This window comes from Pseudomonas sp. DR 5-09 (assembly GCF_001655595.1).
GTDB lineage: Bacteria > Pseudomonadota > Gammaproteobacteria > Pseudomonadales > Pseudomonadaceae > Aquipseudomonas > Aquipseudomonas pharyngis.
The window spans coordinates 2,843,296-2,862,720 of sequence record NZ_CP011566.1 but is presented as its reverse complement, the minus strand read 5'-3'; the positions used below and the strand labels follow the sequence as shown (position 1 = coordinate 2,862,720).

The window sequence follows — 19,425 nt, the reverse complement described above, 5'->3', positions numbered from 1 at the left end:
AGCCTTGGTAAAAAAATGGCACAAGGCCACTGTATACTACCTGCATTAATTTTCGTTTTCGACAGCGACTAAAGTCGCTCTAAGCATGCCCCGTGACAGTGGATGCCAGTGAGCTGGCTACTGAGCACGGAAGAGCAATCTGGAGACATCTGCAACAGCCACTTTTGGCCAAAAGTAGCCGATCCCACCCGAACCACCAACGGTGAGCCCCCCAAGAAAACCGCCCTGATCTCCGACACCTACAATCTCCTCCGCCCCGAAGCCCTCGCTGCGCTTCAGGGCTGTGACCAGATCATCCACGCCGGCGACATCGGCAACCCGGACATCCCCTTTTCTTTCCCGTCGCAAGACCGCAGTCGGGATTGCGCATTTGGTGATGTTGAGTGAGTTGGCGGTGAATCAGGCATTGGATCATGTTGAGTTGAAGAGCTAAACGCTGCCATCTGCGGGCGGATAAAACGCAACGGCAGAGGGAATGAGCACTGGCCAAAGCTGCCATGGGGAATGGGCAGCTTTCGGCCAAAAGCAGCCTGTCAAAAGCGTCTAGAAATCAGAGTCCATTCAAATTGTCCTTCAAACTCTGGCCTTCGCCGTAGGACAACGCCAACAAATGAGCCATTACTCGAACAACTCCGACTCCTCATGCACCACCACAAAGCCATCTTTTGGAATGTATTTAAGGTAGGTACGAAGGTCGACTTGTGAGCCAGTGTGCCCTCGATGATCAATATAACCACGATTCGCGAATCGCCTATAAAGCAGGCTCTTCCCTGTTTCTTCCAAGAATGAATCCAGTGCCGATTTGCGTATGAACAACGCATTGTTGCGGTAGGGACCTGAGGTGAAAGCAATGAGGGAACCAGACTCATCGAGCCATCCACGTTGCTGGTCCCATTTGAGCCCCAATGTCTTAACAATATCTTGGCACGGCACATCTAGACTTGGCAGATCAGTCTCAGATGTAAACTCATACTCCCATTCGCGGCCCCTGCTCAGTGTCACCATTGTGCGTGCCATCCCATCACAGTGGGTGTTGGTCGTTCCTTCCTCCACAAACTGATTGAAAGCGGTGCCGTTCGGGTACTCCCCTAAAAAGCTTCTGTAACAGCTCGCATGATCAGAGAAAGCTCGGTCGATGCGATCGTAGGATGTCGCACCAAAAACCTCTTCATCAGCTAATACCGACGTGTAGAAAACATCAAATGAGAGATACGGCGTTGTCCACGCATCATCTTCACCCAAATCGTTGGCGGCTTCATTACGCTGTAGTGCGATCCACACTACAGCGTTGGAATCTGTGCAAGATAAGCGGGTCTCGTTTTTCGCGAAATCATCTGTCTTTACCCATTTTTTTACATCGCTTTCATGAGAAGGAAAAGTGTACTCGCGCCGGCGCAGGATGCTGTCGGGATAGATCCTCTCGGAGATCACATCTCTCATGTCGGTTAAATCACGCTTTCGCACATCTACTGACCAGTAATGATCTGGTCCAGGCACAGTGCCCTGATATGACGCACATGGCTGAATGTGATCTGAAAGGACCCCGAGCAATCGATGGAGTGAGATCCAGTAGTATTTTTTGCCCAGCCGTTCGGCATAGCCCGCTCGGGCACGGCCAGAGCCAAACTCACTATTTAAGGCTCTGTCATAATTCAGTGCTCCTTCCTTGTAGCCAGGAAACCCGAGTCTCAAGGTCTCGACCATAATCCAGCAGGCAATGTTTTCCTTCGTTACCGAAGCAGCCTTTAGATCAAACTCTGAGACCTTCCCCTCCACCTGATACCGCCAAAAATCAGGCCCAATGTTTGAGCCCCAAAGCTTCATATCTGAGGGAAGATGCTTCAGATCGAGAAGTGGCTTGGCATCCACGAGCGTCGGCCATGCTTGTATGACCGGACTTTTACTCGGAAAACACCCCAACCGCTCTCTCAACGGCTCATCGATACCGTGATCTTTGAGTAACTCCGCGAGCATCCGAATCGAATCCCGAATGATCACATTTGCTCGGTCGTATCCGTAAGAGACCAGTACACGAAGGGCTGGAATGAATGCGGGACGCTCCGCGCGCGCGATCAAACATGCGCTATATATGGCCTCAGTCACACTCTCAAGAATGTAATCATCATCGGACGCCAGGAAATTTCTCGCAAATCCAGATGCAAGCGGAGGGTCAGCCACTATCAAACGCACCAGCCCTTTCGATGCTTGATCGCGAACGCGACGGTCCGCGCAAGACGTCAGCCACCCAAGAACAATGGTAGCTAATCGTCGGCTTTCACTTGGCCATCGCATAATGTCAGCGGTCAGAGAAGCATTCAGCAGGGACTTGACCGCGCCATTATTATCGTATGACTTGAACGCTGCACGTGATAGGTAAACATCCCTATTTACCAACGGCTGACGTGTCAAGAAGTTATCCAGCCATAGCTCTGCGTTAAGACGATGGTTAGGCACCAAACTGACTTTTACAAAGACTTCGTATAAGTCCTCCCAAAGTCCCGGCAGCTTCAGTGCAGCAAAGATTTCGTCTTCCAGTCCGTTATTTTCGAAACTTTTGCTAGAGCGCCACGCTAATCCGTGCACGAACAGTCGGTTGGCTAGCTCCGCGTTCAATCCAATATCGGGATTTACGATTTCAATTCCCGTTTTCTCGGGAAGTACCGCCGCGAGCACTTCCAACAAGCCTCTGTCCCCAGACGGAAGCGAGGCCAAGCTGGCGCCGAACTTTTTCACATCGAGTTCACCAGACTCATGTGTGTGACCATCTACCAGCGCAATGGCTCGAAGGACGTCGCCATATCGTTCGTATCCAAGCCTAACCGTCCAAGTGTCATCGGTTCCTTCAGTGAGTATGACTAGACCTTCACGCTGAAGCTCTCGAATGAATACTTCAGGTGTGAGTTCCGGACCCACTACGTCACGGAGGCCGGCAGCGCAGGATTCCCAAAGCCGATCACTTGCTGATGCACTCGTGAGCCTTTGCGCCAGACTCAGCATCGATTGGCGGACCAAATTTTTCGGACTTGAATAGCCTAGTCGCTCTTTGACCGCGACGTTGCTATGTTTGAGGTGCCGTTCGAGCAAGGCAGAAAAACCTGGCAAAGATACATCGAGCGTATCGCAACCCTCCTCCTGCAAGGTTTTGCATGCCAAATGGAGGAATAACGGATTGCTCAACTCCTCCGAGAAAAGAGGAGTGATTTCTGAATTAAGCCCATAAAAATCAGCGAACGCTTGGAGTGCTTCGACTCCTTGCCCGTTAAACCCTCGGTGCTCAAATGCATAGCCTGGAAATCTGGAATCAGTAACCAGGTCTTTATAAGTATCACGAGCAGATACGCAAATTTTTACGCCAGGGTATGGCTTACACTGCTGGATCAGTTCGGGTAGCTTTGCCTTCCAACGGGCAGCAGCACGACTTTCATTCAGCGCATCAATAAAGATAACGAACGGTAGGCCTGAGTGCTCGGCGGACGTGCTCAAACACTGGAACAGATCATCACGTCCAATTTGAGCACCAAAACCAAGCTTGCTTCGAATGGTCTCCCAAGGCTCGCCACCATCAAAATCGTCTCCAAACACCACGAGGGACAGAGCACCTTCTGCGAAACGCCGATAGGCCGCGCTGACTATTGCGTGGGTTTTTCCGACACCTGCCGGTCCGACGAGAAGCAACGAGTTGCCCTCTGAAACGCTCATTTGGGGGCAGGTTAGAGTCTTTTCCACGGATTGATTGAGCTGAAAAAGCTTTCTTGCCGCGTCCATAGCCCCGGCGGGAAAAGCGCACATGTACTCAGCATTGAATTGCCGAAAACTAGGGGTATCACTTTCGGCACCATGTTGCTGAGCAAACGCCGCCTCTTGACTCTCCTTTGCTAGGAGCAAAATGGGTTGTAGCTGAATAACCGTTTTCAAAGCTTGGGTGACTGACTGCTCCGGCTTCTCGACCTGCCGAACCTCAGCTAACTGTGACGACAGTTGTTCAAGCAATTTCTCTGCTTCTGCTTTTTTGTCCTTGCCGAAGTGATCGAAAACGTCATCCGTGCGCCCGCGCAGTGATCTTAGCTCGCTTAGGATTGGGGAAAATGTCTGGCGTCGCCAGTTTGAAAAATCAGCAGTGCTACCGAAGAAATCCAGGATGTCATGGGCATCGGTCACCACGTCTAATTGGCCCATGTACCGCGGACCAGCAAACTCACGAGCCTGGTCAAGGCATTGCTGAACCTGAATCGGTGTAAGTACAGAATCGTCAAACCAGTAACGACGGATGCCTCCATGCGTATCCAAGCGCTGGAGCTGTTCACGCATCACTGTAGCGCTACACAAAGTGACATTGACGCGCTGACCTTCAGCTTCGGTTCGCTGCTCTAGCTCCTCCTTCCAACTCTCAAATCGCTCGACCTCACCCTGCCCGCGCGCGCCTCCCGCGACTCTTCCAGTTAGATCGAACGGAATATAGATCCAGTATTCTGAAAGGGTTGGATGGTTCAGGCGGGCCGCTGTGACCGACTTTGTTATTTGCCCAAGTTCTTTGGCACCAAGCTGGAAAAAATACTTTGCCTGTACTCCCAACACGTCTCCATTTGGTGAGCGGAAATACGCCTCAACACCACCGTCTCCACCATCACCCCGGAGGCTGTAGAAGCTTGAGCCCTCGGGAGCATCGCAACTGAAGCGGAAAAGCTGCACAGCCAAAGCTTCAAAGCTGTCATTTTTGCTTTTTGGAGCGCTGCGAATGTTGGTGAAGTCGATCGTTGGCATACGTGCTGCTCCATCTGATAATTTCGGATCCTATAAATATTGTACTGTTATCTAAAAAGTTGACTCTAGGCGATATTGGCCAGCTTCGTTGACCCATTTGGGTCGTTTCATGGCTCTCCTAAATGACCGACTATGACCGAAACCAGCCATTCAGACCCAAGCCTTCAACGGAGAGCCTCCCATGAAAACCGCCCTAATCTCCGACACCCACAACCTCCTCCGCCCCGAAGCCCTCGCCGCGCTCCAGGGCTGTGACCAGATCATCCACGCCGGCGACATCGGCAACCCGGACATCCTCGCCCAACTGGCCAAAATCGCCCCGGTCCACGCCGTGCGCGGCAACAACGATCTCAACAGCCCGTGGGCCGAAAACCTCCCCGACCTCCTGACCTTCACCCTCAACGGTTGGCCAACCCTCCTCGTCCACGACATCGCCGATGTCCCAGCCGATCTCGATCCGGGCATCAAGCTCATCATCACCGGCCACTCCCACAAACCCCGCATCGAATGGCGCGATGACCGTCTTTACGTGAACCCCGGCAGCGCCGGCCCTCGGCGTTTCAAATTGCCGGTGACGCTGGCGATCCTCGAGATACAACCCGACCGCATCGAACCGCGCCTGATTTCCCTGCTGGATACCCCCGCCTGAAACCGCTACCGTTCCCGCATCCAGAACCGGGAACCCACGCGCCATGTCCATCGCCGACAACCTCCTCGCCTTCACCCTCGCCGCCACGCTGTTGACCCTGACGCCCGGTCTCGACACCGCGCTGGTGCTGCGCACCGCCACCGTCGAAGGCAAGCAGCAGGCGTTGCGTGCAGCGTTGGGGATCAATGCCGGTTGTCTGTTGTGGGGCGCAGCGGTGGCGTTTGGGTTGGGGGCGTTGATTGCGGTGTCGGAGCTGGCCTACAACCTGTTGAAGTATTGCGGCGCGGCGTATCTGGCGTGGCTGGGGTTGAACATGCTGCTGCGCCCTCGCCGCTCGCTGGCACCGGCCGAAGCCGACGGCAAGCCGGGGGCGAACTGGTTTTTCAAGGGCATGCTGGGGAACGTGCTGAATCCGAAGATCGGGATTTTCTACGTGTCGTTTCTGCCGCAGTTCATTCCGCAAGGTCAGCCGCTGGTGCCGTGGACATTCGGGCTGGTGAGCATTCATGTGGTGCTCGGGCTGATCTGGTCGCTGGTGTTGATTGGTGCGACGCAGCCACTGTCCGGTTTTCTGCGGCGGGAAAAGGTGATTCGCTGGATGGATCGCACCACCGGGATGATTTTCGTGTTGTTTGCTGCGCGGTTGGCGTTCAGCAAGCGTTGAAGCGCCTGCGCTAAACAAATCTTCGGTCGAGAGCTGCCACCTCCATCAAACTCGAGGCTTGCCCATTACATATGGATATCCGTATATTCGGACAACCATATGTACTGAAGGCATCGTCATGCTCACCCCCGCCTCCGTTTTCAAATGCCTTGCCGACGAAACCCGCGCCCGGGCCACGCTGCTGATCACCCGTGAAGGTGAGTTGTGTGTCTGCGAACTGGTCTGCGCGCTGGACGACAGTCAACCGAAAATCTCCCGCCATCTCGCGCAATTGCGCACCTGCGGTCTATTGCTGGATCGCCGTCAGGGCCAGTGGGTTTATTACCGGCTAAACCCTGATTTGCCGACATGGATTCGCACGCTGCTTGAAACCACATTGGCCGCCAACACCGCCTGGCTGGAAGAAAACAGCGCACGGCTGGCGGCCATGGGCGATCGCCCGCTCAATACGTCTGCCTGCTGCTGAGGATCGAAAATGCGAGTTCTATTCATGTGCACCGCCAACAGCTGCCGCAGCATCCTGTCGGAGGCGATGTTCAACCATCTGGCGCCGGCCGGTTTCGAAGCAGTCAGCGCCGGCAGCTTCCCCAAGGGCCAGGTGCTGCCGCGCAGCCTGACCACGTTGCAGGCGGCCGGCATTTCCATCGCCGGGTTGAGCAGCAAGGGCAACGAGGCCTTCGAGGACAACCCGCCGGATATCGTCATCACCGTCTGCGACAAGGCCGCCGGTGAGGCCTGCCCGGTGTACTTCGGCCCGGCCCTTAAAACTCATTGGGGGCTGGAAGATCCATCGGATGTGGTCGGCGATGAACGGACCATCGATGCCGCCTTCCGCGCCACCCTCGCCCGAATCGAAACCCGCTGCCGGGCCTTCCTCGCCCTGCCCTTCGCCCAACTTGACCGTGATGCCCTCAAGCGCGAGCTCGACCGCATCAGCACGCTGTAACCGGAGCCGACATGACCGATTTGCCCAACCTCGATCCTTCACTGGTTCAAACAACCACGCGTGACGAAGGCGCGCACAAGCCGCGCATCCTGCTGCTGTACGGTTCGACCCGCCCGCGCTCCTTCAGCCGTTTGCTGGTCGAAGAAGCCGCCCGCCTGCTGGAGCACTTCGGTGCCGAGACGCGGATCTTCAATCCTTCCGGCCTGCCGCTGCCGGACGATGCGCCGGGCGATCACCCGAAAGTCCAGGAACTGCTTGAGCTGATGCAATGGTCGGAAGGCCAGGTCTGGTGCTCACCGGAACGCCACGGCGCGATGTCGGCGGTGTTCAAGGCGCAGATCGACTGGGTGCCGCTGGCCCTCGGCGCGGTGCGTCCGACCCAGGGCAAGACCCTGGCGGTAATGCAGGTCTGCGGCGGTTCGCAGTCCTTTAACGTGGTCAATCAACTGCGCGTGCTGGGCCGCTGGATGCGCATGTTCACCATCCCCAATCAGTCGTCGGTGCCCAAGGCTTATCTGGAATTCGACGAAGGCAACCGCATGAAACCCTCGGCGCTGTACGACCGGGTGGTGGACGTGATGGAAGAGTTGGTGAAGTTCACGCTGTTGCTGCGTGATCGGCCGGATCTGGTGGATCGTTATTCCGAGCGCAAGGAATCGGCGGAGGAATTGATGCAGCGGGTCAATCAGCGCTCGATCTGAATAACCGCAACGCCGCGAACGGTGGCCCGTCGCCCGGGTCACCGAAACTTTTCCGCGCCCTCCGGCCCCATCACCTAACCTCAATGTTTGTGTGATCAACCGGAACCGCCCATTCCCATGCGTAATGCATTGAAGTCATTGATGTTCATCACCCTGACGCTGCTCTGTCCGGGTGTCTCGATGGTGTCGGCCGCCGACCTGCCCGGCACGCCCGATGTCGGCGCCCCGCTCCCCGGCGTCACGCAAAGCGATCTGCAAGCCCTTCAACTGCGCCTCGACGGCCTCAAGCAGCAGATCTCGTCCGCCAACAATTACAACCAGCTCGAAGGCCCCCAGGACCGGGTGCAGACGTTCATTCTGGACATCGATCGGCTGTCGGCCTCGCTGTTGCCGCAGCAGGCGCAACTGACCGTGCAACTGGGCGTACTGGGGGCCGCGCCGGCCGAAGCGGTCGCTGCCGAACAAGCCGATATCGCGGCGCAGCGGGCGACGTTGATCGAGCAGAAAACCAAAGTCGATACGGCGCTGAAGAACCTTGCCACCCTCAAGCAAAACGCCACGGAGCTGATCACCCAGATCGCCGGTATCCGCCGCACGTTGCTCGAAAGCGAATTGACGCTCAGCACCCACAGCATTCTGAATCCTGGCTTCTGGGCTCCCCTTGTCAATCCGTCGGCGGATGACCGCCAGCGTCTGCGCTCTTTCGTCGAACAGGTGCAACAGACCGGCGCCGAAGCCTGGCAACCGGGTCAGCGCTTTTACACCGCCCTCTTGGTGGTGCTGGCCTTCGTCGTCTGGACGCTGGGCCGGCGGCTGGCCGACCGCTGGCTGGCGTGGGTGTGCATTCACCGCATGCCGGAGGGTCGACTGCGCCGCAGTTCGCTGGCGTTCGCCTCGGCGCTGGCGACTCTCGCGACCACCGCCATCGCCCTGCAACTGCTCTATTACGCCTGCACCCGTCACGTGCCGTTGCCGCCGATGCTGGCGACATTTTCCGATGAGTTCGGGAAAGTGGTTTATGCCTGCGTGCTGATCACAGGGCTCAGCCGCGCGTTGCTCTCGACCGAGCACCCGTCCTGGCGACTGCCGGCGGTGGCTGACCCGGTGGCGCTCGCGCTGCGTCCCTACGCGCGGATTCTCGCCGCGACGCTGCTGGTGCTGGTGACGGCGGTGCAAGTCAGCAATGCCGCCGGCATGAGCAGTCAGATTGTGCTCGCAGGCCGGGGCATCATTGCGCTGGCGGTGCTCGGTATCGTCACCACGCTGCTGATGCGCGTCGGCAGGGTGCGCAAAACACTGGCCGCAGCCGGAGACAGCCAAGTGGCGGGCAACACCTTCGCCGGGGTGGTTTACACCGTTGCCACCCTGGCGATGGTGCTGTCGTTCGGCGCCCTGCTCACGGGTTACGTATCGCTGGCGCGGTTCATCACCTATGAACTGGTGTGGGCGTTTATCGTGTTTTCCGGGTTTTACCTGCTGATGCAGTTGCTCAAGGACAGCTGCGAGTATTTCTTCTCACCCCGCCATTCCAGCGGCAAGGCGCTGAAACAGCTGCTGGGGGTCGGCGACCGACGCCTTGAGCAGGCCTCAACGCTGCTGGCCGGTTTCGGTCGAGCCGCGCTGTTGCTGCTGGCGGTCATCACTCTGTTCGTCGGCGGGATCGGCACCACCCTTGGCCAGCTGGCGACCAACATCGGCACGATCCTCGGCGGCGCCGGTCTGCGCAAACTGAACATCGTCCCCGGCCATTTGCTCAACGCGGTGCTGGCGCTGCTGATCGGCATCTACCTGATCCGCGCCCTGCGCCGCTGGCTCGACAACGAGTTCCTGCCCAAGACCGACATGGACCCGGGCATGTGCGCCTCGCTCAGCACGCTGTTTTCCAACATCGGTTATGCGGTGGTGATTCTGCTGACGTTGTCATCGCTGGGTGTGCAATGGACCAACCTGGCGTGGATCGTCAGCGCCCTGTCGGTGGGCATCGGCTTCGGTTTGCAGGAGATCGTGAAGAACTTCGTCTCCGGGCTGATCCTGCTCACCGAGCGCCCGGTCAAGGTCGGCGACCTGATCAGCATCAGCGGCGTCGAGGGCGACATCCGCCGGATCAACGTGCGCGCCACCGAGATCCAGCTCAGCGACCGCTCGATCGTGATCGTGCCCAACTCGCAACTGATCTCGCAGAACCTGCGCAACGTCACCCTCGGCGGCAGCGCCCAGGGCGTGGCGACGCTGGAGCTGATGTTCCCGCTGGATATCGACCCCGAACAGGTGCAGAACCTGCTCTTCGACACCTACAAGGAACACGAAACCATCCTCGAAAAACCGGCACCATTCGTGCGCTTCAGCAAGCTGACGCCGGACGGGATTACGTTGACGGTGACCGGGTATGTGGCGAGCCCGAGGATTGTCGGGACGACCAAGAGTGATTTGCTGTTCGAGATTCTCAAGCGGCTGGGGGCGGCGGGAATCGAGCTGGCGAAGCCGTCGAGTACCTGAGGTAAAACCTGCTGCGCGCCTGCCTGATCAGGCCTCAGGGGTTTCAATCGACTCTGGAGCCGCTTGCGCCTCGAGCTTCAGGCGATCAGCCTTGCTGATGTACTTCGGTTTGTTGCTCTTGGGTGCCAGTTTGGCGTTGGCCTTTCTGGATTTTTCCTTGAAGAGCTGTTGCAGTTTTTTCTGACGGTTCATGGTGTTTTTTGGCCTGCTTGAAAGTTGTTGGATGATATCAGCGTTGGGCCTGCTTCACCCCAGCACGTCAGTAATCCAGCGCACCTGCTGCGTCAGCTCCTGCACCTTGTGTTCACAAACGGCATGCCGAGCCCGTCCAAAGTGCGCCAGCGTCTGCTGCTTGTGCCGCAGCCGGTGCTGCCACTTACTGACAAACGCCGGACTGCGCGCCTGCAACTGCAGCGGCCCGAAGTACAACTCCTCGGCGGTATAGGAAACCGGCCCGCCCCACTCGGCCACGATGATTTCGTAGTCGAAGCGGTTCTCCCGAAGGATTTCCTCACAGAGGATTCGATAGTCGTTGTCCATCAGCCATTGGCGCAGCGGTTGCTCGCCGCCGTTGGGTTGCAGGATCAGGCGTTCGCGACCGCTCAGGCGCGCCTTGCCGGCTTCGAGGATGTCGCGGATGGTTTCACCGCCCATGCCACACACGGTAATTGCCGTGATCCCGTCTTCCGGTTCGACGGCCATCAAGCCATTGGCCAGGCGCACGGTGATCTGCTGCTCAAGATCGTTGTCGCGCACGGTGCGTTGCGCCGAACGGAACGGCGTCTCGGCCATCTCGCCCGCCACCGCCGCCGCGATCGCGCCACGGCGCATCAGGGCCACTGGCAGGTAACCGTGATCCGAGCCGATATCGGCCAGCCGCGCACCGGCGGGCACCTGCGCCGCCACCCGCTCCAGGCGCATGGACAATGTCTGTTCGTTCAACCGCAACCCCTTTCACTCTGAACGCCCGGCGCTGGTGGCCGGATCGGGGCGCGATTCTGGGGGGCAACGGCTGGGATTTCAAATGCGTGTGGTCGGATTCGTCGCTGGCCCCGGATCAACGCACTCGACGCGTCAACCACGCGCCCCAGAACAGACTGCTGAAAAACCGGGTGGCCTCGCCGAACCCGGCTTCATGCAAGAGCTTTTGAACCGCCGCTTCGGAATGCGGAGGATCGGCGCCCTGAAGAATTTTCCCCAGTTTGGCCTTCACCTCATCGGCGCTGGCCCCGTTCTGGCGCCAGCGCTGTCCCCACGCTTCCAGTAGCAACGGTTGGCTCGCATAGGCGTAGTGATTGCCGGCCACGATCAGCGGAGCACCCGGTTTTAAACGTGCCCGAATGGATTGCAGAAGCACTCGCTTGGCCTCATCGCCTTCCAGATGATGCAGAACCCCGATCACCGTAGCGGCGTCGTATGACTCATCGGCAGGCAAATCATCGACCGGCCCGAGATGCAGATCCGTTCGCGCCAGCAAGTCATGCGACCGCAACTGCTCGGTCGCCGCCGCCAGCATCGGCTCGGAAGGGTCAACCGCCATGAATCGCCAACCTGGCTCTAGATTTCCCATCGCGACTATTTCCTGAGCTGTCCCGCCTGCTCCAACTGCCAGAATCCGCGCCGAACCGGCATTACCCAGGCTAGCCGCCAGCATGCACGCGGCAAGGTCATGGCAAGCGTCATAGCCCGCCAGCGCAATGCGGCTCTGCTTGCCATATTCATTGGCGCGGGAGGTGTCGAATTTTTCAGTAGAGGAAGCGTTCAAGGTAGTTTCTCCGTGTCCTTGAAGCACCCTACGTCACGAGAATTGATAATAGAAATTCATTGATTTTATGCGGTGCATTCCTGTCGGGAATGCGGAAGGCATCCTGTGCCGTGCAGGAACGAAATGACAGTTACGCCTGCGACCGCAAAATCAGTAAAGTGGCAACCCTGCACCCGGGCGACTACAGAAAGGATCAATGCGTGACATCTCCAAAGGACTGGTGGGACCGGCTCAGGAACAAACCCGTGACCGAGTACACATGGGCGGAGTATCGGCGCAACGAAGCATTGGAACTGCTAGCAAGTGCCAATGGCAGCGGTACATGGATAGAGCTGAGCAACCACTCCAATGGCTTCGTTCGCGAAGTCGCCGTGAGAGAACTCATTCGCGACTGTTCTCCAGAAGCGCTTGTAGCCCTGATAGAACGACTCAACGATTGGGTGCCGCAGATTCGCGATCTGGCGCTGTCCGGGCTGAACAACTACCTGAACCCCGCTCAGGCGCCTGCCTTGCTGTATGCGCTGGACTCGATCATGGCGCTGGCGGCGCGGCAGCGGGTTGACCATGCTCCCACCTACACCGCCGCACGCACTGTTCTTCAATCACCGGAAATCCGCGATGAGGTTTTCGCAAACTTTCTCACGCGGCAAGGCAAAGCCGCGCGCTACCTGTTCAGTTTGCTGCTGGAAACGGATTTCGACCCGGAGAGACTCCTGCGTAGCGCCCTGGCCCATCGGGAGCTGACTGTAAGGCTAGCTGCGGTGTCGGTCTGTCAGGATCTATCGCCAGCGCAGGCCTCGCCTTTGCTGATTGAGGCCCTGTCGCGGCCGGGTGCCAAGGTGCGTGTCAACATACTCCGCGCGCTCCTTCCCTTGTCTGATGATCCAGGCCAACTGTTGCGGATGGCTTTACTCGATCCTTCGCCCTCGATCCGCAGCCTGGCGCGTTGGGCTGCACCTCGTCACGGCGTCGATGCACCTGAGGTACTGGCGCAGCGACTCAGTCAGGATTTCCCCACCCGCAAACGCGAATGGCTTGGCGTACTGGGCCTGGCTGCCGAGCTGGAAATCAGACTCCAGAAGCACTGGCTTACTGAAGCGCTGAGCTCGATCTATCCCTCTGTGCGGCAGGCTGCGGTTCGCCTGCTGGGCGACGAAGATCTGCCGCTGATGCTCGGGGCGTTGGGTGATTCTTCGGAAAAAGTGTACCTCGCCGCCTACGCGCTAACAGACAAGCAGCCCTGGGCCGCGCTGAATGCCGGGGTCGCCGCGAAACTGGATTGCGAATGGCATGACCTGCCCCCGCAACGCAGCCGGGCGATCTTGCACTTGATGTCGAGTTGGCAGCAGGTCGCCTATCTGTTGAAACGGCTGGAAGCAGAACCCGTGATCGAGACATTCTGGCTGCGGCAGGTGGATCTCTGGTGCGATCGTCAGTATCAGGCGGTCGACCCGGTCACCTCAAAAGACCAGCGCAACGCGTTGGTGCAACGGCTCAGAGCGCTGGCCGCCAGCGGCCTTATCCAGAGTGACAGGGTTGCGCTCTTTACCGACTGATATCTGAACCGATCTACACCAACACCGCCAACCAGGCCGACAGCAACAACAAAAACGCCAGCCCGGCATTCATGCGCCGCAATGCCCGTGGCGATCCAAAGAACCGCGCACTGCCCACGCCCAGCAGTGCCCACGCCGTCATGCACGGCAGGCAGACCATTAGAAAAACCGCCGACAACAGCAGCATCCGCGCGCTGTCGTCGCCGTTGCCGCCAAACACACTCACCACCGCCACGGCCATCATCCACACCTTGGGATTGATCAATTGCAGGCCGGCGGCGCCGAATACGTTGAAGCCTTCGTCACTCGACGTTGAAGACTCCAACGATGGCGGTGTGCTGCGAAAGATCTGCCACGCCAGCCAGCTCAGCCACAACACCCCGGCCCAAGCCATGGCCTGCTGTACTCGCGGATAACGGAGCAAGGTTTCCCCCACGCCGAGTCCGACCACCAACACCACCAGCGCCGCCGACACACACGCGCCGAAAATGATCGGCACGGTGGCCGTCAGACCGCGCCGCGAACTGTGGCTCATCACCAGAATATTGGTCGGCCCCGGGGTGATCGAGGCGACGAAGGAAAACAGCAGAAAAGGCAGCAACGATTCCATGACAGGACTCCCGAATCAAAACAGGAGGCCATGGTCGCGGTTGCGCGGGGGTTCAGTCTGGAAGGTTTGAGCAGCGCTTGCGGTAGTCCGCCGGCGTCAGGTGATAGGCACGGCGAAACCAGCGCCCGAGATGGCTTTGATCGGCGAAACCGAGGGCGCTGGCGACGGTGGCGGGTGTTTCGCCGCGCGCCAGCAACTGGCGGGCGCGGGCCAGGCGCAACTGAATCAGATACGCATGCGGCGCCAGTCCGAAAGCGGCCTTGAATGCACGGGTCAGACGAAAGCGATCGACCCCGCATGCCTGGGCCAGGTCGTCCAGTCCGATGTCCTCGAAGGCGTGCCCATGCAGATAATCCCGCGCCACCTGGGCCACCCATGGCAGGCGCGGATCGAACGGCTGGCGCTTGCGCCAGTCGAGGTGGGACGTCAGCGCACCGAGCAAGGTGTCGATGGCGGTCTGGCGCACGATGCGCAAGTCGCCTTGATGCAGGGCGTTGAAGGCCTGATTGATGGCCGTGGACAGGCGCGAATCCTGGCTCAGGGTATCGGTGAACCCGAGCTGGCTGTTGTCCGGCGCATGCTCGAACAGCACGCGCAATTCGCGCTCCAGCCAGTGCGGGTCGAGGTAGAGCATGGAATAGGTGAAACCCTCCTCCGTCGGCGCGTGCCCGTCGTGGATCTCACCCGGTTCCAGCATGAAAATCTTGCCCGGCGTACTCAGATGGCGCACGCGCCGGCAATGAAACTGCTGCACGCCCTGCTCGGTGACGCCCACCAGAAAGCTGTCATGCCAGTGCGGATCGTAGGCATGCCCCTGGAAATGGGCACGAATCGACTCGATCCCGGTGTCGGCATCCTGAGACAAGTCGATCCAGTTGCGTTTGTCCACGCAAGGCTCCGAAGGCAGTGGTTGTTCGTCAAGGACGTCTACGTTACCGCGACTTTGCCGATGGGTTTAGAACATTTGTGCACGTGAGCCAGGCAGGCCATTCAGCAAATTTAATGAACCCTGAGTGTCACGGCCCGCCTAAGCCAAAGACCATCAGGAGGTAGCTCATGCAAATTGAAACCACGTGGATCGTACTGGCCGTCGTGCTTTTGCTCATCGAATTGTGGGCGATCAACCGGGTGCGCAAGAGTGAGGGGAAAGCCAGCAACAAAGGTGTCTGGATCGTATTGATCGTGTTTGTGCCGCTGTTCGGGCTGATCGCCTGGGCGCTGGCCGGGCCCAAGCACGTCACGCAGGCCTGAAGCCCAAGGCAAGCAAGAGCCCCGAACATTCGGGGCTTTTTGTTGGCCGCTGGTTTGTATCCCAGTGTGTACGAATGCCGCCCGGATACATGCCTGGGCATCAGATGACGAAAACGGAAACAGCGCAGATACGTGGCCAGTCTTTAATGGGCTCCAGATTCGAAGGGTTCAGCCAGAACCCGGCCCTCGCCGATCATAAGGAGACTTGCCATGAAGCACGCACCACACGCTACCGTCACCACCGGGAAAAACCGTCGCCGTCTGCTGGGCCTGTCGCTTCTCGCCACTGCGCTGCTGCAGTTTGGCGCCTTCGCTCAAGCGCAAACCGCAGCCCCCGAGCCGATCAAGACCGCAGCCGCCAGCGTCACGGCTGACCTGCCATTCGGCCCGCTCAAGCACGTGAAGGCCGGCGTATTGGACGTGGCCTACGCCGAAACCGGCCCGGCCAATGGCCCGGTGGTGATTCTGCTGCACGGCTGGCCGTATGACATTCACAGCTACGACGACGTCGCGCCGCTGCTGGCGGCCAAGGGTTATCGGGTGCTGATGCCGTACGCCCGGGGTTATGGCGACACGCATTTCCTGTCCGACAAGACCGTGCGCAACGGTCAGCCGGCGGCGCTGGCCAGTGACGTGATCGATTTCATGGATGCGCTGAAGATCAAGCAAGCCGTGCTCGGCGGCTACGACTGGGGCGCGCGATCGGCAGACATCGTTTCGGCGCTGTGGCCGGAGCGGGTCAAGGCGCTGGTCTCGGTCAGCGGTTACCTGATCGGCAATCAGGCCGCCGGCAAGAATCCGCTGCCGCCCAAGGCCGAACTGCAATGGTGGTATCAGTTCTACTTCGCCACTGACCGTGGTGAGGCGGGTTACACCAAGAACACCCATGATTTCGCCAAGCTGATCTGGCAACTGGCGTCACCGAAATGGGCGTTCGACGACGCCACCTTCGACCGCAGCGCCAAGGCGTTGCAGAACCCGGATCACGTCGCGATCACCGTGTTCAACTACCGCTGGCGTCTGGGCCTGGTGCAGGGTGAAAAACAGTACGATGCGCTGGAACAGAAACTCGCCACCGCGCCTTCGATCAGCGTGCCGACCATTACCTTGGAAGGCGATGCCAACGGCGCCCCGCACCCGGCCCCCGAGGACTACGCCAAGCGCTTCACCGGCAAATACCAGTTCCGCCTGATCGACGGCGGCGTCGGTCACAACCTGCCGCAGGAAGACCCGAAAGCCTTCGCTCAGGCGATCATCGACGCCGATCACCTCTGAAGCGGCACGCCAAACGGCTCGTCATTTGACGAGCCGTTTTTCTTTGGACGGGCGATAACCGAAATAGGCGCTGTAGCACTTGCTGAAATGACTCGGCGAAACGAATCCGCAGGCCACCAGCACGTCCACTTGGGACAGCTCGGTGTGTTGCAGCAGGCGCCGAGCCTCGGTGATGCGCAGTTCCATGTAATAACGCTGCGGCGTGGTGCCCAGTTGTTCCTTGAACAGCCGCTCCAGTTGACGCCGGGAACGCCCGGCATACACCGCCAGTTGTTCCAGCTCCAGCGGTTCCTCCAGATTGGCGTCCATCAGCTTCACCACTTCACGCAACGGCGCGCTGACGCAGAGGTTCTCGGTCGGTTTGATCCGCCGGTAACGCGATTCCTCGAACGCCAGAATGTCTTCGATGCCTTCGACCAGCGCCTTGTCGTGCAGGCCCTTGATCCAATCCAGGGCCATGTGGAACGCGCCAGACGGACTGGACGCGGTCAACCGGTCGCGGTCGATTACGTAGGGTTCGCTGCTGACCTGGGTCGCCTTGGAAATCTCCGCCAGCGCCGGCCGATGCTCCGGGTGAATCGCACAGCGATAGCCTTCCAGCACCCCTGCCCGGCCCAGGAACCACGCGCCGTTCCACAACCCGGCCAGTATCACGCCAGCCTCGGCGGCCATTTTCAGCAGGTTGATGAGCTCATCGCTCGCCTTCAATTCCGTGCGGTAACCGCCGCAGATCACCAGCAGATCCAGTTCCTGCAACACACTGGTTTCCAGGCGCGAGTCCGGGCGAATCACCAGCCCCAGGTCGCTGATCACTTCACCGTCGCTGAGGCCGAAGGTGCGCGTGGAAAACAGACCGGGGCGCAGCAGATTGGCGGTGACAAGGGTGTCCAGCGCCTGGGTGAAGGCCGGCAGGGAAAAATGCTCCAGCAGCACAAACCCGGTGCGGGTCATGCGTCCCGGCCCGCTGGCGGGCTCGTTCAGGTAGCGAAGGTTCTTGCCCTTCATGCCACCGCTGAATTGGCGTCGTTCGATCAAGGTGGGGCCCATCGTTTCGTTGTTATGCCGCCATGCTAACTGGCGCCGCAGCAAATTACTCGCGAACGACGCAAGCACGTCAGTGCGATCGCTGCTGATACCAGCGAGCCTGCGTCCCAACGTCGCAGGCCCGGCACCTTGGCAAACGCCACACAAGGCTTAAAATCGCGCCTCCTCTTGCAGTCGCCCGAACGGCGCCTGCCCGCAGCCATGACAACCCTCAGGTTTGAACAGCCGGCCACTTTCACCCAGTGCGCCAGGCTCAATCGTCCTGCCCGTTCGGCGGTCGTTTGTCTTCAACACACTTCGGCTTGGCACTCGCATGCGCAGAGGCGCACGTTCCGCTGTTCGATCACTTGAGGTTTTTATGACACCGCGTTTGCTGGCCATGGCGCTGGCGCCCCTGCTCGGGCTATTCATTGTTGCCCTGGGCAACGGCTTTCTGTCTTCTTTGACCACCCTGCGCCTGGGCGCTGCCGGCGAATCGGCGACGATGATCGGCATCGTGTCCTCGGCCTATTTCATCGGCCTGACCCTGGGCGCGATCTTCAACGATCGGCTGATCCTGCGCATCGGCCATATCCGCGCCTACAGCAGCTTCGCCTCGCTCATCGCCGCGACCATCCTGCTGCAAGGGCTGTTTTATGACACCTGGGGCTGGGTCGTCCTGCGCCTGATCAACGGCTGGGCCACGGTCGGCGTGTTTCTGGTGATCGAGAGCTGGCTCCTGCTGGCCGGTGACGCGAAGATTCGCGGCCGTCTGCTCGCGTTGTACATGATCGTTCTCTACGGCGCCGGCGTGCTGGGTCAGGCGTTTTTGGGAAAAATCACCGGGCTGGGCGACACCGCGCCGTTCATGGTCGCCGGCATGCTCGCGACCCTGTCGGTGCTGCCGATCGTGATCCTGCCGCGGGTTTCACCGCTGCTTGAACAGGTCGAACCGCTCAAGCCACGGGCGCTGCTGGGTGTGTCGCCCACCGGACTGGTCGGGTGCTTCGGCTCCGGCGTCACCATCGCGGCGATCTACACCCTGCTGCCGCTGTACCTGCAACGCATCGGTCTGAACGTCGGCGAAGTCGGCAGCATGATGGCCTGGACGATCCTCGGCGCGATGCTGCTGCAATACCCTGTCGGGCGCTGGTCCGACCGCAAGGATCGCCTGCAGGTGCTGACCGTGCTCTGCGCCGCGTGCACGGTGCTGTCGTTGGTGATTGTACTGGTGCCGCTGTCCTCGGCCATGCTCGCGGCGATGCTGTTCCTGCTGGGCGGCGGCGTGTTCGCGTTGTACCCGGTTGCGGTCAGCCACGCTGCCGACCGGGCGCCGGTGGCAACCCTAGTGCCGATGATTCAGGGCATGCTGCTGATCAATTCGCTGGGCTCGGCGATGAGCCCGCTGCTGATCTCGCCAGCGATGAACGCTCACGGCGAAACCGGCTTGTTCTGGGCCTTCGCGCTGGTCAATCTGAGCATGGTGACGTTCTTCTTCTGGCGTCGCGGCAAGCGTCCGGTGCCGGCCAATCCGGCGCCGTTTGCGGCGGCAGCGACCTTCTCGCCGACCGGTGCAGAGCTGCGGGTGACCGAGGATCTGCGTCAGGCGGCGCAGGACCATCCGCCGATGGTCGATGCGTTGAGCGGCGAAGCGGCGCCGCAGACAGGATCGCGCTACGAAGCCAGTTGAGTTTCTGGCAGGCATAAAAAAACCGGTGACTTTCGTCA

At 59.5% G+C, this 19,425-nt stretch carries 17 protein-coding genes and 2 pseudogenes; 12 read left to right on the top strand and 7 right to left on the bottom strand.

Going from position 1 to position 19,425, the window contains the following annotated elements:
- Positions 1 to 225: 225 nt before the first annotated feature.
- Together PDR5_RS29285 and PDR5_RS30495 are read left to right on the top strand one after the other, a co-directional pair.
- A pseudogene (locus PDR5_RS29285) lies at positions 226 to 327 on the top strand (metallophosphoesterase family protein); the annotation flags it as partial.
- 10 nt (positions 328 to 337) lie between these two features.
- Positions 338 to 433, top strand: a pseudogene (locus PDR5_RS30495) (DUF6124 family protein); the annotation flags it as partial.
- A 185-nt stretch (positions 434 to 618) separates the two neighbouring features.
- Here the strand turns inward: PDR5_RS30495 and PDR5_RS12680 are convergent.
- Complete coding sequence (locus PDR5_RS12680; RefSeq protein ID WP_064595881.1) at positions 619 to 4,761, bottom strand: hypothetical protein; 4,143 nt, start codon at positions 4,759 to 4,761, stop codon at positions 619 to 621.
- 181 nt (positions 4,762 to 4,942) lie between these two features.
- On the opposite strand from PDR5_RS12680, the gene PDR5_RS12675 reads away from it, so the two are divergent.
- The 6 genes from PDR5_RS12675 to PDR5_RS12650 all read left to right on the top strand — a co-directional run bounded on the left by PDR5_RS12675 (position 4,943) and on the right by PDR5_RS12650 (position 10,217).
- Entirely contained in the window at positions 4,943 to 5,410 is a 468-nt protein-coding gene (locus PDR5_RS12675; RefSeq protein ID WP_064595878.1) for a metallophosphoesterase family protein, read from the top strand.
- Between the two features lie 43 nt (positions 5,411 to 5,453).
- Entirely contained in the window at positions 5,454 to 6,074 is a 621-nt protein-coding gene (locus PDR5_RS12670; RefSeq protein WP_064595875.1) for a LysE family translocator, read from the top strand.
- 118 nt (positions 6,075 to 6,192) lie between these two features.
- Positions 6,193 to 6,540: a metalloregulator ArsR/SmtB family transcription factor gene (locus PDR5_RS12665; RefSeq protein WP_064595873.1), complete on the top strand. Its 348-nt coding sequence runs from the start codon at positions 6,193 to 6,195 to the stop codon at positions 6,538 to 6,540.
- Positions 6,541 to 6,549: 9 nt separating this feature from the next.
- Positions 6,550 to 7,020, top strand: coding sequence for an arsenate reductase ArsC (locus PDR5_RS12660; RefSeq protein ID WP_064595871.1), 471 nt, complete (start codon positions 6,550 to 6,552; stop codon positions 7,018 to 7,020).
- Between the two features lie 11 nt (positions 7,021 to 7,031).
- Positions 7,032 to 7,721, top strand: a complete 690-nt coding sequence (arsH, locus tag PDR5_RS12655; RefSeq protein WP_064595868.1) for an arsenical resistance protein ArsH — start codon at positions 7,032 to 7,034, stop codon at positions 7,719 to 7,721.
- 117 nt (positions 7,722 to 7,838) lie between these two features.
- Positions 7,839 to 10,217, top strand: coding sequence for a DUF3772 domain-containing protein (locus PDR5_RS12650; protein ID WP_064595864.1), 2,379 nt, complete (start codon positions 7,839 to 7,841; stop codon positions 10,215 to 10,217).
- Positions 10,218 to 10,244: 27 nt separating this feature from the next.
- On the opposite strand, the gene PDR5_RS12645 is transcribed toward PDR5_RS12650, so the two are convergent.
- The 3 genes from PDR5_RS12645 to PDR5_RS12635 form a co-directional block, all read right to left on the bottom strand.
- Positions 10,245 to 10,409, bottom strand: a complete 165-nt coding sequence (locus tag PDR5_RS12645) for a DUF2986 domain-containing protein (RefSeq protein ID WP_064595861.1) — start codon at positions 10,407 to 10,409, stop codon at positions 10,245 to 10,247.
- A gap of 54 nt (positions 10,410 to 10,463) precedes the next feature.
- A complete protein-coding gene (locus PDR5_RS12640) occupies positions 10,464 to 11,159 on the bottom strand; it encodes a tRNA (adenine(22)-N(1))-methyltransferase (RefSeq protein WP_064595859.1) in 696 nt (231 codons plus the stop codon).
- Between the two features lie 115 nt (positions 11,160 to 11,274).
- Complete coding sequence (locus PDR5_RS12635; protein WP_064595856.1) at positions 11,275 to 11,982, bottom strand: class I SAM-dependent methyltransferase; 708 nt, start codon at positions 11,980 to 11,982, stop codon at positions 11,275 to 11,277.
- Positions 11,983 to 12,227: 245 nt separating this feature from the next.
- Between PDR5_RS12635 and PDR5_RS12630 the strand changes: the two genes are divergently transcribed.
- A complete protein-coding gene (locus PDR5_RS12630; protein ID WP_237233835.1) occupies positions 12,228 to 13,538 on the top strand; it encodes a PBS lyase in 1,311 nt (436 codons plus the stop codon).
- A gap of 13 nt (positions 13,539 to 13,551) precedes the next feature.
- Here the strand turns inward: PDR5_RS12630 and PDR5_RS12625 are convergent, their stop codons facing one another.
- Positions 13,552 to 14,148 carry a LysE family translocator gene (locus tag PDR5_RS12625; RefSeq protein ID WP_064595853.1) on the bottom strand — a complete coding sequence of 199 codons (597 nt, stop codon included), beginning with the start codon at positions 14,146 to 14,148 and terminating at the stop codon, positions 13,552 to 13,554.
- Between the two features lie 52 nt (positions 14,149 to 14,200).
- Positions 14,201 to 15,037, bottom strand: a complete 837-nt coding sequence (locus PDR5_RS12620) for an AraC family transcriptional regulator (RefSeq protein ID WP_064595851.1) — start codon at positions 15,035 to 15,037, stop codon at positions 14,201 to 14,203.
- Positions 15,038 to 15,204: 167 nt separating this feature from the next.
- On the opposite strand from PDR5_RS12620, the gene PDR5_RS12615 reads away from it, so the two are divergent.
- Together PDR5_RS12615 and PDR5_RS12610 are read left to right on the top strand one after the other, a co-directional pair.
- Positions 15,205 to 15,399 carry a PLDc N-terminal domain-containing protein gene (locus tag PDR5_RS12615; RefSeq protein ID WP_041475233.1) on the top strand — a complete coding sequence of 65 codons (195 nt, stop codon included), beginning with the start codon at positions 15,205 to 15,207 and terminating at the stop codon, positions 15,397 to 15,399.
- Positions 15,400 to 15,609: 210 nt separating this feature from the next.
- On the top strand, positions 15,610 to 16,674 hold the full coding sequence (locus tag PDR5_RS12610) for an alpha/beta fold hydrolase (RefSeq protein ID WP_064595850.1): 1,065 nt from the start codon (positions 15,610 to 15,612) through the stop codon (positions 16,672 to 16,674).
- Positions 16,675 to 16,695: 21 nt separating this feature from the next.
- On the opposite strand, the gene PDR5_RS12605 is transcribed toward PDR5_RS12610, so the two are convergent.
- Entirely contained in the window at positions 16,696 to 17,721 is a 1,026-nt protein-coding gene (locus PDR5_RS12605; protein WP_064595849.1) for a GlxA family transcriptional regulator, read from the bottom strand.
- Positions 17,722 to 18,076: 355 nt separating this feature from the next.
- Between PDR5_RS12605 and PDR5_RS12600 the strand changes: the two genes are divergently transcribed.
- Positions 18,077 to 19,387, top strand: coding sequence for an MFS transporter (locus PDR5_RS12600; RefSeq protein WP_064595848.1), 1,311 nt, complete (start codon positions 18,077 to 18,079; stop codon positions 19,385 to 19,387).
- Positions 19,388 to 19,425: the final 38 nt, after the last annotated feature.